This window comes from Pantoea latae, from assembly GCF_002077695.1.
Classification (GTDB): Bacteria; Pseudomonadota; Gammaproteobacteria; order Enterobacterales; family Enterobacteriaceae; genus Pantoea; species Pantoea latae.
The window spans coordinates 35,654-50,743 of record NZ_MWUE01000018.1 but is presented as its reverse complement, the minus strand read 5'-3'; the positions used below and the strand labels follow the sequence as shown (position 1 = coordinate 50,743).

Here is a 15,090-nt window from a genome sequence, read left to right as displayed (position 1 = left end):
AAATCAGCCGCCCGCTAAGCGCAATCGCGGGCGGCTTTCACTATTTCTCTGCTAAAACAACGCGTTTTATTTGTCATCTTTACAACTGAACATTTTCTCGCCACTGCCGATAACCTACCTACTAACTTTCGTTTTCAGCGCATTTATGCTTGTCAAAACAGGGCATTTCAGATGTAGTCGAAGCGGTATTAAGACATTTCTTAATTTTTTTGGGGCCACTTTAAGCAGCGCAGCAACAGGCTAATAAAAATGGATAAAAATGCTGATGTTATGTATCGGTTACTGGTACAGAGCGTGATCGACTACGCCATCTATATGCTGAAGCCAGACGGCACCGTCGCTAACTGGAACGCCGGGGCGCAGCGGGCAAAAGGCTATACGCCAGATGAAATTGTCGGTAAACATTTCTCGCTGTTCTATAGCGAGCAGGATCGGCTGAACGGCGTGCCGCAGCGCGGTCTGGAGATCGCCGCGCGCACCGGCAGCTTCGAAACCGAAGGCTGGCGCTACCGCAAAGACGGCAGCGCCTTCTGGGCGCATGTGGTGATTGACGCCATCCGCGGCGACAGCGGCGAACTGATCGGCTTTGCCAAGATCACCCGCGACTGCACGGAGCAGCAGGAGCAGCAGCGCAAAGAGCGCGAGCAGGAAGCGCGCTTCCGCCTGCTGGTAGAGGGCGTCACCGACTACGCCATCTATATGCTGGATCACGACGGGCTGGTGGTGAACTGGAACGCCGGCGCGCAGCGCGCCAAAGGCTACGTGGCGGAAGAGATCGTCGGCCAGCACTTCTCCCGCTTCTACAGCGCGCAGGATCGCCAGGCGCATATTCCGGAAAAAAACCTGCAAACTGCGTTTCGCACCGGCCGCTTTGAAGATGAGGGCTGGCGCTATCGCAAAGACGGCAGCGCCTTCTGGGCGCACGTGATCATCGATGCGATCCGCGACGACGGCGGCAAGCTAATTGGCTACGCCAAAATCACCCGCGACTGCACCGAGCAGCAGGCGCTGCTGCGCGCGCAGCGCGAGCACGAGCAGCGCTTTCGCCTGCTGGTAGAGGGCGTGACCGATTATGCTATCTATATGCTGGATATCAACGGCTGCGTGGTGAACTGGAACGCCGGCGCGCAGCGCGCCAAGGGCTACCTCGCCGAGGAGATCGTCGGTGAGCACTTCTCGGTGTTTTACGGCTCGCAGGAGCGGCTACAGCGCACCCCGGACGCTAACCTGGCGATTGCGCTGGCCAGCGGCCGCTTTGAAGATGAAGGCTGGCGCTACCGCAAAGACGGCAGCGCCTTCTGGGCACATGTGGTGATCGACGCCATTCATAACGATGAAGGACGCCTGATCGGCTTCGCCAAGATCACCCGCGACGTGACCGAGCGCCGCGAGCAGGAGCAGAAGCTGCTGCGCGCCAAAGATCTGGCCGAAGCGCAGAGCGCGAAAATGTCGGCGCTGTCGAAATTTCTCGACAACATCATCGCCAATATTCCCTCCTGCGTGTTGGTAGAAGACGCCATCACGCGCGAAATCCTGCTGGTCAACGATCGGTCAGAGAAACTGTTCGGCGTGGCGAAGGCGCTGCTGGTCAACAAGCGGCCGCACGAGTGTATGTCGGCTGAACTCAGCGACTATTTCAACAGCCTGGCGGATATCGCGCTGCGCAGCGAGGGCATCCACCAGCGCGAGCAGCTGCTGCTTACCGCCAGCGGCGAACGCATCCTGCATACCCGCGCCACCACCATCGCCGGGCAGGACGCGCGCCAGAACTACATTATGCTGATCGTCGAGGATGTCACCGACCAGCGCGCCGCCGACGCGCGCATTCACCATATGGCGCATCATGACAATCTCACCAGCCTGCCGAACCGTATTCTGTTCCGCCAGCGGCTGAGCGAGGCGCTGCGCAACGACAGCCAGAGCGGCCGGCAGACCGCCACGCTCTGCCTCGATCTCGACAACTTCAAGAACGTGAACGACGCGCTCGGCCATCAGATCGGCGACGAACTGCTGCGCGCGGTGGCCAAACGGCTGCGCGGCACGCTGCGCGATCGCGATACGCTGGCGCGCATCGGCGGCGACGAGTTCGCTATCGTGCTGCCCGCCATCAGCAATGCGGATGAGGCGGCGATCGTCGCCCAGCGGCTGATTGAGGCGATACGTCCGCCGGTGAATATCGAAGGGCACAATCTCAGCGTCGGCCTCAGCGTCGGCATCGCCCTGAGCGCCACCATCACCAATACCCCGGAGCAGCTGCTGCGCTGCGCCGATATGGCGCTCTATGAGGCCAAACGCAACGGCCGCAACCGCTACGAGCACTTTACGCTGGCAATGGACGACGTGGCGCGCAGCCGCCGCGTGATAGAGAACGATCTGCGCGAGGCGATCAGCGGTCGTCAGCTGCGGCTCTACTATCAGCCGATCACCGACGGCGAAGCGGTGCAGTCGATTATCGGCTACGAGGCGCTGATGCGCTGGCACCATCCGGTGAAAGGGCTGATTATGCCGAACGACTTTATTCCCATTGCGGAAGAGAGCGGGCTAATTCATATGCTCGGCGCCTATGCGCTCTATGAAGCCTGCCGCGAAGCGACCACCTGGGAAGGTAAACAGTCGGTATCGGTCAACCTGTCGCCGCTGCAGTTTAAAAACAGCTCGCTGGTGTCGGTGGTGGAGGCGGCGCTGCGCGACTCTGGGCTGGATCCGAGCCGGCTGGAGGTGGAGATCACCGAGTCAGTGCTGCTCGACGACTCCCTCGGCAATATCCGCACCCTGGAGAGCCTGAAGAAACTCGGCGTGCAGATCGCGCTCGACGACTTCGGCACCGGCTACTCGTCGCTCAGCTACCTGCGATCCTTCCCCTTCGACAAGATCAAAATCGATAAGTCCTTTATCAACGATATGGGCGACAGCCGCGAGGCGCTGGCGATCATCCGCGCCATCACCGGCATGAGCCGCAGCCTGGATATCCAGATCACCGCGGAAGGGGTCGAGAGCAGTGAACAGTTCGCGAAGCTGCGTGAAGAGGGCTGTACGCTGTTCCAGGGCTACTACTTCGGCCGCCCGCAGCCGTCGGAGCTGCGCCTGAAGGCGCTGGATAATCCGGCTTAGTCGTAGAGGCCGTGCTGCTGCACTGGCGCGTGGCTGAGGTTGTCGCGAATGCGCCGCACCGATTCGCGCACCACCAGCTTGCCGTGCAGCAGCAGCGTGCCGGGCAGCGCCTGCGCATTCAGGCGCATGCTCTGCACCATGCGCACCGCCTCTGCGCCCAGCTCGTCGCGCGGCACCTGCACCGAAGTCAGCGGAATATCGTGGATGGCGGCGAGGTTAAAGCCGTCCATGCTCATCACCGACACATCCTGCGGCACGTGCAGCCCGGCGCGCTGCAGCGCCTCCACCGCGCCGGCGGCGATATAGTCGCCGCTCGCCAGAATCGCCGTCGGTCGCTGCGCAAGCGGACAGTGCTTCAGATACTCGCTCAGCCTCTCCGCCGCCTCAAGACGGCTGAAGCTGGTGAGGGTCAGCAGATGCTGGCGGCTGTCGAAGCGCAGGTTCATGGCGTGCCAGGCGTCGCGCACCCCCTGTAGCCGCTGCTCCATGGTGTAGCGGCGCAGGCAGTGCAGCGTCAGGATTTGCCGGTGTCCCTGCTCGAACAGATAGCGTGCGGCGCTTTCGCCAATCAGCTGATGATGCGGCGACACCGACGGCAGGCGCATGCGGCGATCCAGCGCGTTGACCAGCACGCAGGGCTTATGCATCTCCGCCGCCAGCTGATGAATATGGCTGTCGTCGATACCCACCAGCAGCGCGGCGTCGGTCTGCTGCATCTTCTCCAGAAACAGCGCCGCGTCGCTCTCATTCTCCTCCAGCGCGCAGTAGCGCAGACGCACCTCGTGCGGCGCGATCGCCTGCGCGACGCCCTGAATCACCTTGTAGTAAAAGATATCGCTGCGCACATCGAAGGCGCGCGGCGGCGCAAATACCATCAGGGTATTCAACAGCAGGCGGCCGCTGTGCAGGTTATCCAGCACCCCCTGCTGCTGCGCCACCGCCAGCACCTTGTCGCGCGTGCTGGCGCGAGTATTGGCCTTGCCCGCCAGCACGCGCGAAACGGTGCTGATCGACACGCCGCTCAGCGCCGCGATTTCGCCTATTTTCAGCCTTTGTTTCATTTTGTGATCCCCTTCAAATCTGCTGATGAAAAAATTTTCATCAGGTGCTGAATCGCGTCAGATAAGGCAAGTAACCCGTTTTAAACGCGCCAAAAAGTTTGCCATGAAAAAATTTGCAAAAAAGTGGCTATACCGAGGTTTCGCGATTTTTTAGGGTGCGGAGACGAAACACGGAGTACGCCGATGGGCGATGTGAAGGATTAACCTGGCCTTTAAAAGCCTGCACAGGAGCTGAAAAATGAGCCTTGAATCAACAACCAGGCCTGCCGTCGCCACGCGCACCGTGCGCGCCATCAAACATCTGCGCTGGTGGATGCTGGGGCTGTTTCTGCTGGGCGTGACGGTGAACTACGTGACGCGCAATTCGCTCGGCATTCTGGCGCCGGAGCTGAAAACCAGCCTGAATATGAGCACCGAGCATTACTCCTGGGTGGTGGCGGCCTTTCAGCTCGCCTATACCCTGTTTCAGCCGCTGTGCGGCTGGCTGATCGACGTTATCGGCCTGAAGATGGGCTTCCTGATCTGCGCGCTGATCTGGTCGCTGACCTGTTTACTGCACGCTGGCGCCGGCAGCTGGCTCCATCTGGCGCTGCTGCGCTTTGTGATGGGCGCGTCGGAAGCGGCGGCGACGCCCGCCAACGCCAAAGCGATCGGCGACTGGTTCCCGAAAAAAGAGCGGCCGGTCGCCGCGGGCTGGGCGGGCGTCGGCTTCTCGGTCGGCGCGATGCTGGCGCCGCCGATTATCTACGTGGCGCATATCTCGTTCGGCTGGCAGGGCGCGTTCCTGCTCACCGGCGGGCTGGGACTGCTGTGGGTCGGCCTCTGGTGGTGGGGCTATCAGTCGCCGGAAAAACATGCGCGCCTGTCAGATGAGGAGCGCGCCTGGATCACCCAGGATAACGAAGCGGTGGGCGAAAAGCTGCCGTTCTTCCAGGCGCTGAAAACCATCGGCAAAGAGAAAAAGTTTTACGGCATCGCCATTCCGGCCTTTCTCGCTGAGCCCGCCTGGGCGGTGCTGAGCTTCTGGGTGCCGCTCTACCTGGCCAACGAGCGCGGCATGGATCTCAAGCAGATCGTGATGTTCGCCTGGCTGCCGTTTCTCGCCGCCGATCTCGGCAGCGTCGCCAGCGGCTATCTCACCAAAATCTACGTCAAGTGGTTCGGCCTGACGCGCGTCAACTCTATCGTCGCCAGTTCGGTCACCGGCGCGGCGCTGATGATCTCACTGGCGCTGATGACCATGGTTAAAGATCCTTATCTGGCGATCGCGCTGATCTCGATCGGCGGCTTCGGCCATCAGGTGATCTCCTGCATGCTCAGCGCGCTGGTGGTGGAGCGCTTCGATCGCCGCCAGATGGCGACGGTAAACGGCATGCGCGGCTCCTGCGCCTGGATCGCCAGCTTTATTTTTTCCCTGATTATCGGCGTCACCGCCGACACCATCGGTTTCAACCCGCTGTTCGTCGCCATGGGCTTTTTCGACCTGGTGGGCGCGATTTTCCTGGTGATGTTTATCGCCGAACGCCGTCAGCGCAGCGCTGAACAATAAGGACACCGCAATGAAAACCCTGAAGAACTGGACGCTGAGTCAGCACGCCGATCATTTTGTCGAGCTGAAGGTGGATAACCGCCATCTGCTGCGCCTGTATGTGCTGGAGTCGGGCCTGATGCGCGTGCTGCTGAAGCGCGACGGCGAGCTGGCGCTGAACCGCACCTGGAGCATCGCGCCGGGCGACGACGTGCCCTGGGAAGGGCGCGATCGTGAATCTCTCGACGGATTCGGGCTGCCGGCGTTTCAGCTGGAGCATGAGGCGAACCAGCTGCGCGTCAGCACCGATCGTCTGCGGGTGACGGTGCACCATCCGCTCTGCCTGAGCTGGGACCATTTTCATCAGGGAGAGTGGCGGCCGCTGGCGGCCGATCGCCACACCGGCGCCTATCTGCTTAACGCGCACGGCGACGGCGTGGAGCACTATCAGCGCCGCCAGCCAGAGGATCGCGTCTACGGTCTCGGCGAGAAGAGCGGCGATCTCAACCGCAGCGGTCGCCGCTTCGAGATGCGTAACCTCGACGCGATGGGCTATAACGCCGCCAGCACCGATCCGCTCTATAAGCATATTCCCTTTACCCTGACGCAGCGCGACGGTGTCAGCTTCGGCCTGTTCTACGACAACCTGAGCAGCAGCTGGCTCGATCTCGGCAACGAGCTGGACAACTACCATCTGCCGTACCGCCGCTATCGCGCCGAGGCGGGCGATCTCGACTACTACCTGATGCTGGGGCCAAAGCTGCTGGATGTGACCCAGGCTTTCGTGCGCCTCACCGGGCGCACGATTTTTCAGCCGAAGTGGAGCCTGGGCTACAGCGGCTCGACCATGCACTACACCGACGCGCCGGACGCGCAGCAGCAGCTGCAGGGCTTTATTCGCCTCTGCCGCGAGCATGAGATCCCTTGCGACTCGTTCCAGCTCTCCTCGGGCTACACCTCTATCAACAACAAGCGCTATGTCTTTAACTGGAACTACGACAAGGTGCCGAATCCCAACGCCATGAGCGAGGCGTTCCACGCGGCGGGCATGAAGCTGGCGGCGAACATTAAACCTTGCCTGCTGCAGGATCATCCGCGCTATCAGGAAGTGGCGGCGCAGGGGCTGTTTATCCGCGACTCAGAGCAGGATCGCCCGGAGCGGTCGGTGTTCTGGGACGATGAGGGCTCGCATCTCGATTTTACCCATCCGCAGGCGGTGCGCTGGTGGCAGGAGAACGTCACCGCCCAGCTGCTGGAGAAGGGCATCGACGCCACCTGGAACGACAACAATGAATATGAGGTCTGGGACGGCGAAGCGCGCTGCTACGGTTTTGGACAAAGCATTGCGATTAAGCATATCCGTCCGGTGATGCCGCTGCTGATGATGCGCGCCTCGCTGGAGGCGCAGCAGCGTTTCGCGCCGGAAAAACGGCCCTATCTCATCTCCCGTTCCGGCTGCGCCGGGATGCAGCGCTACGTGCAGACCTGGAGCGGCGATAACCGCACCAGCTGGCAGACGCTGCGCTACAACATCCGCATGGGGCTGGGCATGAGCCTGTCCGGGCTGTTTAACGTCGGTCACGACGTCGGCGGCTTTTCGGGCGACAAGCCGGACGCCGAGCTGTTTGTGCGCTGGGTGCAGAACGGCGTGATGCATCCGCGCTTCACCATCCACTCCTGGAACGACGATCACACCGTGAACGAGCCCTGGATGTATCCAGAGGTGACGCCGCTGATCCGCGAGGCGATCCGTTTGCGCTACCGTCTGATGCCCTATCTCTACACGCTGCTGTGGCAGGCGAGCGCGCAGGATGAGCCGATGCTGCGTCCTACCTTCCTCGATCACGAAGAGGACAGCGAGACGTACCGGGAAAACGACGACTTTCTGCTGGGGCGCGATCTGCTGGTGGCCAGCGTAGTGGAAGAGGGCAGCCGCGCGCGCGAGGTTTATCTGCCGCGCAACGCCCACGGCTGGTATGACTGGCACAGCGGACAGTGGCTGGCGGGCGGGCAGACCGTAACGCTGGAGGCGCCGCTGGATCGGCTGCCGCTGCTGGCGCGCGCTGGCGCCGCCATTCCGCTGGGGCGCTGCGAAACCACCACCGACGCGCGGCTCGACAGCGTGCGTGAGCTGCAGCTGTGGCCCGCGCCGGGCGAGGCGCGCACCGATGGCGAGTTTTTCGACGATGACGGTGAGAGTCACGGCTGGCGTCAGGGCAACGCGCTGTGGATGCGCTGGACGCTGCACAGCAGCAGCGATCGTCTCGAGCTGACGCTGGAGAAGCGCGGCGACTATCAGCCGGCGTGGCGTGAGATTGAGGTGTTGCTGCCTGCGGGCGAGCAGCGCGAGCTGTGGATCAACGGCGAGAAGGGCGAGCGGTTTAGCTTGTAAAAACGAAGAAGAGATGTTTGCGAGCGAGGCGCGAAAGCAGGTGAGATGGCCCGATCGCAAAGACGCAAAAAACGGCATCCCGGCCAGCTCGGCCCGCGCGATTACGCACCTCATCCTTGAGGTGCGCCCGTTGCCGGGCCAACGCGTTGCGTTGTTCAAAAACGCTCCCGGCGTTTTTGTCCTTGTCGCGGGACGCTTTGCTCTTCGGGCCATCTTACCCGCGTTTTGACTCAAGTATCGTCTGTAAAACCTTTAGTTAGCGCCGTGGCTTTCCGTATTCATCCGCGCCAGATCTTTATCGATCAGGAACAGGCCTTCGCCTTTATTGCCGACCAGCGCCAGCTTATCGAGCACGGTTTTGAACAGCTTCTCTTCTTCATGCTGCTCCGCCACATACCACTGCAGGAAATTAAAGGTGGAGTAGTCGAGCGAGGTAATCGCTGCATGCGCCAGCTCGTTGATTTTACGCGTGATCAGCTTCTCATGATCCAGCGCCTGCTCCAGCAGCTCGGGCAGCGAGTTATAGGCGACCGGCGGCGCGGCGATGGTGCCCAGCACCGGCATCGCGCCGGTATCGCTCAGGTAGTCAAACAGGCGCTGCATATGCTCCATCTCTTCGCGAGAGTGCTCTTTCAGAAACGCCGCTGCGCCTTCCAGACCTTTATCGCTGCACCATGCGCTCATCTGCAAATAGAGGTTGGCGGAGAAAAATTCGAGGTTAAGTTGATCGTTCAGACGCGCGGTCATCTCAGCAGTAAGCATGGGCGATTCCTTTATAGAAAGAGAGAATAATTAAACAGGTGAGAAGTGGTGAATTATGCACCATAACGCCGCGCGAAAGATAGCGTTTTGCGGAAAAAACACGTTTTATCTGTTTGATTTAAATAGAATTATTTAGCTAATTGAATGCGAGCGATTATCATTCCTGGAACGATTCGGCATCGCACCAGCGCAGTGCGCGGCCGCTGCACCCGCCTGGTGCAGCGCATATTATCTTCTCGCCCTGCGGCGTCGAAATCCCTCCTGATTTACGCCGTATAGTTTCGTCACGGAATATAAATCGATGCAGTTGTATCCGGTTAATTAGCGCAAACAGGCTCAGAGGAAAACTTTATTTTCAAAAGGGACGATACGGGGCCGCTGGCATAAATCCTGCAACCAATAGAGTTCCATATATCGCAACTGCCAGGGTTATTAAACGGGAATAACAATGTCTGATGAAAAAATAGTGCTGACGGACGCGCGCGTCACTGCCAGCAAAGGAAGCTATCTGGCGCTGGTGGCGGCCATCCTCTTTTTTTCAGGAATGCTCTACCAGGTTGAAGGCTTTCACTGGCTGAGCGCCTTTGACTTCACCACGCTGGGCGGCAGCTTCGGCACCATGAAGGATCCCGCCAGCAATACCTTTCTCGGCGCGGGTGGCCTGAGTGCCAAAGCGGGTTTCCTCTTCGCGCTCTCGCTGACGCCCACGGTGATGCTGGCGCTGGGCGTACTGGAGATCTTCACCCACTACGGCGCGATGCGCGCGGCGCATAAGCTGCTGACACCGCTGCTGCAGCCGCTGATGGGCCTGCCGGGACGCTGCGGGCTGGCGTTGATCACCGATTTGCAGAGCACCGATGCGGGCGCGGCGCTGACCAAAGAGATGTTCGACCGCGGTCAGGTAACAAAAAAAGATATTGTGGTGATGAGCGCCTGGCAATATTCCGGCGCGGGCTTAATCAATAACTATTTCGCCATCGGCTCGGCGCTGTTCGCCTCGATGACCCTGCCGATTATTATTCCGCTCGCCTTAATGTTTGTTCTTAAATTTGTCGGTGCGGCGTTGACGCGTTGTGTGTTAAACAGTGTTTATAAGAAGGATTTCCCCCATGGAAAATAACGGCGCGGTAAAAAGCAGCCAAAATCCTTTTGATATTTTCGTCACCGGCGCGCGCAAAGGTTTTCATATCGCCATTCATAACCTGATGCCTAACGTGGTGATGGCCTATGTGCTGGCGGAAGTGCTGAATCTGCTCGGCATTATGCCGTTTCTGGGGCAGGTTTTCGCGCCGCTAATGGGGCTGTTTGGCCTGCCGGGCGAAGCCATTACCGTGCTGCTCACCGCCTGGCTCTCCTCGTCCGCTGGCACCGGCGTCGCGGTAAGCCTGCTGGCCAAAGGGGTGCTGACCGGCGCGGACGTAACCATCCTCGCGCCCGCGATTTTCCTGATGGGATCGCAGCTGCAATACATGGGGCGCCTGCTGGGCGTGGCCGACGTGCCGAAAAAATACTGGCCGCTGCTGATGCTGGTGAGCGTCATCAACGCGGCGATCGCGATGTGCGTTATGCGTCTTTTTATTTAGGAGAAAAGCGGTGTCAAAGGTATTAGAGCATTACCACTACCTGCACGAAATTCCTGAACTGGGGTTTGAAGAGTTTAAAACCTCCGCCTATATCGCCGATCAGCTGGAGAAAGCGGGGCTGAAGGTGACGCGCGGCGTCAACCAGACCACCGGCATCGTCGCGGAGATCGACAGCGGCGTGCCGGGCCCGGTGCTGGCGCTGCGCGCCGACATGGACGCGCTCGGCCATATCATCGACGGCGTCGCCTGCGCGCGCCATACCTGCGGTCATGACGGCCACTCTTCCGTGGTGCTGACCGCCGCGCAGGAGCTGCTGGCGGAAGGTGCGGTGAAAAAGGGCCGCCTGAAGATTCTGTTTCAGCCGGCGGAAGAGCTGGGCGCCGGCGCGCTGGCGATGGTGGAGGGTGGCGCGCTGGACGACGTGGAGATGATCCTCGGCTTCCATCTGCGTCCGCTGGAAGAGTGCGTGGTCGGCGAGGCGACGCCTGCGGTGCTCTACTCCGCCTGCTCGACGCTGGAAGCCACCATTAAAGGCGTGCCCGCGCACGCCGCGCGACCGCATCTCGGCGTTAACGCGCTGGACGCGGCGGTGCAGGCGGTTAATGCAGTTAACGCGATCCACCTTTCGCCGGGGCTGAACTGGAGCGTGAAGGCGACGCGTTTTCTCTGCGACGCCGGCGTCACCAACTCGGTGCCTGACCAGGCGCGCGTGGTGTGGGATTTGCGTTCGCAGGAGAACGCGCCGATGGAGGCGCTGAAAGAGAAGGTCACCCAGGCGATCCAGCACAGCGTCGCGGCGCTGGGCGCCAGCGCCGAGGTCGTGGTGTTGAAAGAGATGCCGGCGGCGGAGATCCATGATGAGGCCACAGCGGTGATCCGCGCGGCCATTACCGAGGTGCTGGGTGGCAACGGGCTGCTGGAGGCGAAAACCACGCCGGGCAGCGAAGACTTCTTCTACTATCCGGTAAAACGCCCGAACGTGAAGGCGGGTTTCTGGGGGCTGGGCACCAACCTGGTGCCGGGACTGCATCATCCTGATATGCACTTCGATCTCAGCGCGCTGGCCATCGGCGTGAAGATCTTCAAATCCTGCGTAACAAGGGTGCTAGGGTAAATAAGACGAGCATAATATCGTTACTCTGGAATGGTGAAAAAATAGTCATAAAATGAAGGGGCAATGCCCCTTTACTTATTTATAGCGTTTGACGTTCATTCCACGAATCAGTATAGATAATATTGCCGTCGCAATGTTTCCAGGTGATTCGTTCATAACGTAGTTCCACCGTTTCCATATGATTTTCATTTTTATTATCTGGAGCAGCCATAGAAGGAGAGATAGATACAACGCGAACGCCTTCAAGTAACATATTAAAGTATTCCGCTTCTTGTCCCGCATCGTTAATTTTATACCACTTTATTTCAGCGGAGGTTAAGTTCTGCCCAGTTGCAACAGCTTTATAAAGATAAGGGCTAGAATAATCAAACTCCTTAACGATAAGCATTGGCGAATGAATGCGTGTGCCTGTCACTTTTCCTGTAGCATTGTCAGTAGGGATCATCAAATTATGATGAAAGCCGCGCACTTCGATGCTAAATTCACGGTCCTGTACATCGACGCCGCCTTTAATAAGCGCGCCACCGTCGTCCCTAAGCCACATATACGCTGGTATAGGCATAGTTTATCCTCCTTGTAAAAGTACCATGTCAGATATTACTGCTATGACTTAATAATAAAATTGTCTCAGATCAATGTTCGTTTTTTATTCTCTTGTTAAATAATCATCAAGATTATACGTGATTATCTTACCCGCTATGCCATGTGTGACAGTCAAAGACGCTTTACTTGTGTCAGTAAGAATATAAAGGATGATGCGATGGATACTGTTGAAGAGATAAATGGGACTTATTTCTATCATGGACATAATAATCTCAGCGCAAGAGAGCTTTTTAACTTAATATTTCTCGAGAACTTTTCCAAAGCCTTTGGTTTAAGTATGACGTCTGGTGCCTTGATTTTGAGTGGGCAGCCTTTAATGAGTGTTTCGGGAAAATTAGATGCAGCGCATAATACGCCGGGCACCAGCGTCGCTTCGGTTCTCAGCAGGAAATTGCTTAAAGATGCGCGCTTTCCTTTTGGTTTGAGGCCAGTTGCGCCTGTGGGTTCCTTTAATAAACTGAAAATGGTACCTTCTAATAAAATAGCAACTTTTGTTGGCCGCTATATCCCCTGGATTGGTTATGCGAATGCTGTGGTGACGATTCAGCGGGTTTTGAGTAATACTAAAAGAGAATACAATCTAATTGTTCGTCCACGGGATCGCATACAATGGACAGCCTTCTGATGAGTGAAACTGATTATGAAAAAAAAGTAATCGATTATTTAATGGCGCACTATCCCGTAAAGAAACGCTGGTTTCGATCGGAAATTAAACAGATTACACCGGAGTGGAGTCTGAACGAAGATTTTCAGTTTACCCCTGAAGATGCGGAAGAATTTCTAATCGATGTATTCACTGCCTTTAATGTTGATTACAGCCAGCTTGATACGAGAAATTATCTTGAATATGAATATCCTTTCTGGCAACAGACGTTTAAAAAGAGAATAAAACCGCTTACGGTAGCAATGATTATTGAGTCAGTTAAAGCGGGACGCTGGCTTTATGATTGAGTGCTGATTCTGGTGCCGCACACGACCTTGTTCTCAACGTACCAGCTTCAGGCTCCCGCATCTTGCGAGCATGACTAGCCGCAGCGCATCTGTTCCCAACAATTTTTCCTGCCCCTGTTCGCCGCCGCGCGCAAAATATTGTATGCTATGCCGCCTTAACGAAGACCAGGTAACCGGAATCGCCGCCAATGTAGAACGCGCCTCGACCACCGCCTTCTGACGCCGTTGCGTCACCCTGGCTCCGTTTACCTGCCGGATTTCCGGCCATCATGATTACTCTGCAGCGTCCCCTTACGCGACGTTGCCTCGATGAGAAGAACTCACTCATGTCTAATTTCATGCAAGAGGTGGCGCGCCGCCGCACCTTTGCCATTATTTCGCACCCCGATGCTGGTAAAACCACCATCACTGAAAAAGTACTGCTGTTCGGACAGGCTATCCAGACCGCCGGTACGGTAAAAGGCCGCGGCTCGAGCCAGCACGCTAAATCGGACTGGATGGAGATGGAGAAGCAGCGCGGCATCTCTATTACCACCTCCGTGATGCAGTTCCCCTACCGCGAGAGCCTGGTCAACCTGCTCGACACGCCGGGACACGAAGACTTCTCGGAAGATACCTACCGCACCCTGACGGCGGTGGACTGCTGCCTGATGGTGATCGACGCGGCGAAAGGCGTCGAGGATCGTACCCGCAAGCTGATGGAAGTCACCCGTCTGCGCGACACGCCGATCCTGACCTTTATGAACAAGCTCGACCGCGACATCCGCGATCCGATGGAGCTGCTGGATGAGGTGGAAAGCGAGCTGAAAATTGCCTGCGCGCCTATCACCTGGCCTATCGGCTGCGGCAAGCTGTTCAAAGGGGTTTACCACCTCTACAACGACGAAACCTATCTCTACCAGACGGGCAAGGGCCACACCATTCAGGAAGTGCGCATCGTCAAAGGGCTGGATAACCCGGAGCTGGACAGCGCGGTCGGCGAAGAGCTGGCGGCGCAGCTGCGCGAAGAGCTGGAGCTGGTAAAAGGCGCGTCGCACGAATTCGATCAGGAGCTGTTCCTGAGCGGCGAGATCACGCCGGTCTTCTTCGGCACCGCGCTGGGCAACTTTGGCGTCGACCATATGCTCGACGGCCTGGTCTCCTGGGCGCCCGCGCCGATGCCGCGCGCAACTGACGCGCGTATCGTCACCGCAGAGGAAGAGAAATTCACCGGCTTCGTGTTTAAGATTCAGGCCAACATGGACCCGAAACACCGCGACCGCGTCGCCTTTATGCGCGTCGTCTCCGGTAAATATGAAAAGGGCATGAAGCTGCGTCAGGTGCGCACCGGCAAAGATGTGGTGATCTCCGACGCGCTGACCTTTATGGCGGGTGACCGCTCGCACGTGGAAGAGGCCTGGCCTGGCGACATCATCGGCCTGCACAACCACGGCACCATCCAGATCGGCGACACCTTCACTCAGGGCGAGAACATGAAGTTCACCGGCATTCCGAACTTCGCCCCTGAGCTGTTCCGCCGCATTCGCCTGCGCGATCCGCTCAAGCAGAAGCAGCTGCTGAAAGGGCTGGTGCAGCTGTCGGAAGAGGGCGCCGTGCAGGTGTTCCGTCCGGTGCACAACAACGATCTGATTGTCGGCGCGGTCGGCGTGCTGCAGTTCGACGTGGTGGTGGCGCGTCTGAAGAGCGAATATAACGTCGAGGCGATCTACGAAGCGATCAACGTTTCGACGGCGCGCTGGGTCGAATGCAGCGATGCGAAGAAATTCGACGAGTTCCAGCGTAAAAACGAGATCAACCTCGCGCTCGACGGCGGCGATAACCTGACCTACATCGCACCGACCATGGTTAACCTGAATATCACCCAGGAGCGCTATCCTGACGTGATCTTCCGTAAAACCCGCGAGCATTAATCTGCACTGCAACAGGGCCGCCCAGCTTTGGCTGGCCCTGTTCCTCCCCTCCAGACTCTTCCTAAAAACTCTGCT

At 58.3% G+C, this 15,090-nt stretch carries 12 protein-coding genes; 9 read left to right on the top strand and 3 right to left on the bottom strand.

The features are described from left to right. The first annotated feature begins 249 nt into the window (after window positions 1-249). Entirely contained in the window at window positions 250-3,111 is a 2,862-nt protein-coding gene (locus B2J69_RS12945) for a sensor domain-containing protein (RefSeq protein WP_081139770.1), read from the top strand. Here B2J69_RS12945 and B2J69_RS12940 read toward each other — a convergent pair. Further along, entirely contained in the window at window positions 3,108-4,172 is a 1,065-nt protein-coding gene (locus tag B2J69_RS12940; RefSeq protein WP_081139768.1) for a LacI family DNA-binding transcriptional regulator, read from the bottom strand. The two genes, B2J69_RS12945 and B2J69_RS12940, sit on opposite strands and share 4 nt — an antisense overlap. Window positions 4,173-4,410: 238 nt before the next feature. Here B2J69_RS12940 and B2J69_RS12935 point away from each other — a divergent pair, with 238 nt between their 5' ends. Both B2J69_RS12935 and B2J69_RS12930 read left to right on the top strand, forming a co-directional pair. Then, a complete protein-coding gene (locus B2J69_RS12935; RefSeq protein ID WP_081139766.1) occupies window positions 4,411-5,721 on the top strand; it encodes an MFS transporter in 1,311 nt (436 codons plus the stop codon). A 10-nt stretch (window positions 5,722-5,731) separates the two neighbouring features. Beyond that, window positions 5,732-8,092 carry a glycoside hydrolase family 31 protein gene (locus B2J69_RS12930; RefSeq protein ID WP_081139764.1) on the top strand — a complete coding sequence of 787 codons (2,361 nt, stop codon included), beginning with the start codon at window positions 5,732-5,734 and terminating at the stop codon, window positions 8,090-8,092. 252 nt (window positions 8,093-8,344) lie between these two features. Here the strand turns inward: B2J69_RS12930 and ftnA are convergent, their stop codons facing one another. Then, a complete protein-coding gene (gene ftnA, locus B2J69_RS12925; protein WP_081139762.1) occupies window positions 8,345-8,854 on the bottom strand; it encodes a non-heme ferritin in 510 nt (169 codons plus the stop codon). A gap of 448 nt (window positions 8,855-9,302) precedes the next feature. Between ftnA and B2J69_RS12920 the strand changes: the two genes are divergently transcribed. Genes B2J69_RS12920 through B2J69_RS12910 form a run of 3 tightly spaced genes read left to right on the top strand, consistent with a single transcriptional unit; the run spans window position 9,303 to window position 11,551 of the window. Continuing rightward, window positions 9,303-9,974 carry a nucleoside recognition domain-containing protein gene (locus B2J69_RS12920; protein ID WP_081139760.1) on the top strand — a complete coding sequence of 224 codons (672 nt, stop codon included), beginning with the start codon at window positions 9,303-9,305 and terminating at the stop codon, window positions 9,972-9,974. After that, window positions 9,964-10,437: a YjiG family protein gene (locus B2J69_RS12915; RefSeq protein ID WP_081139758.1), complete on the top strand. Its 474-nt coding sequence runs from the start codon at window positions 9,964-9,966 to the stop codon at window positions 10,435-10,437. The genes B2J69_RS12920 and B2J69_RS12915 overlap by 11 nt, the downstream gene beginning before the upstream one ends. A gap of 10 nt (window positions 10,438-10,447) precedes the next feature. Continuing rightward, window positions 10,448-11,551, top strand: a complete 1,104-nt coding sequence (locus B2J69_RS12910; protein ID WP_081139757.1) for a M20 peptidase aminoacylase family protein — start codon at window positions 10,448-10,450, stop codon at window positions 11,549-11,551. A gap of 79 nt (window positions 11,552-11,630) precedes the next feature. Here the strand turns inward: B2J69_RS12910 and B2J69_RS12905 are convergent, their stop codons facing one another. After that, a complete protein-coding gene (locus B2J69_RS12905; RefSeq protein WP_081139755.1) occupies window positions 11,631-12,113 on the bottom strand; it encodes an Hcp family type VI secretion system effector in 483 nt (160 codons plus the stop codon). A gap of 198 nt (window positions 12,114-12,311) precedes the next feature. Between B2J69_RS12905 and B2J69_RS12900 the strand changes: the two genes are divergently transcribed. From B2J69_RS12900 to prfC, 3 genes are all read left to right on the top strand, one after another. Continuing rightward, entirely contained in the window at window positions 12,312-12,779 is a 468-nt protein-coding gene (locus B2J69_RS12900) for an STM2901 family protein (RefSeq protein ID WP_081139753.1), read from the top strand. Further along, window positions 12,779-13,105 (top strand): DUF1493 family protein, encoded by a 327-nt coding sequence (locus B2J69_RS12895; RefSeq protein ID WP_081139751.1) that lies wholly within the window; start codon window positions 12,779-12,781, stop codon window positions 13,103-13,105. Before B2J69_RS12900 ends, B2J69_RS12895 begins: the two co-directional genes overlap by 1 nt. A 326-nt stretch (window positions 13,106-13,431) precedes the next feature. Further along, a complete protein-coding gene (gene prfC, locus B2J69_RS12890; RefSeq protein WP_081139749.1) occupies window positions 13,432-15,015 on the top strand; it encodes a peptide chain release factor 3 in 1,584 nt (527 codons plus the stop codon). Window positions 15,016-15,090 lie beyond the last annotated feature (75 nt).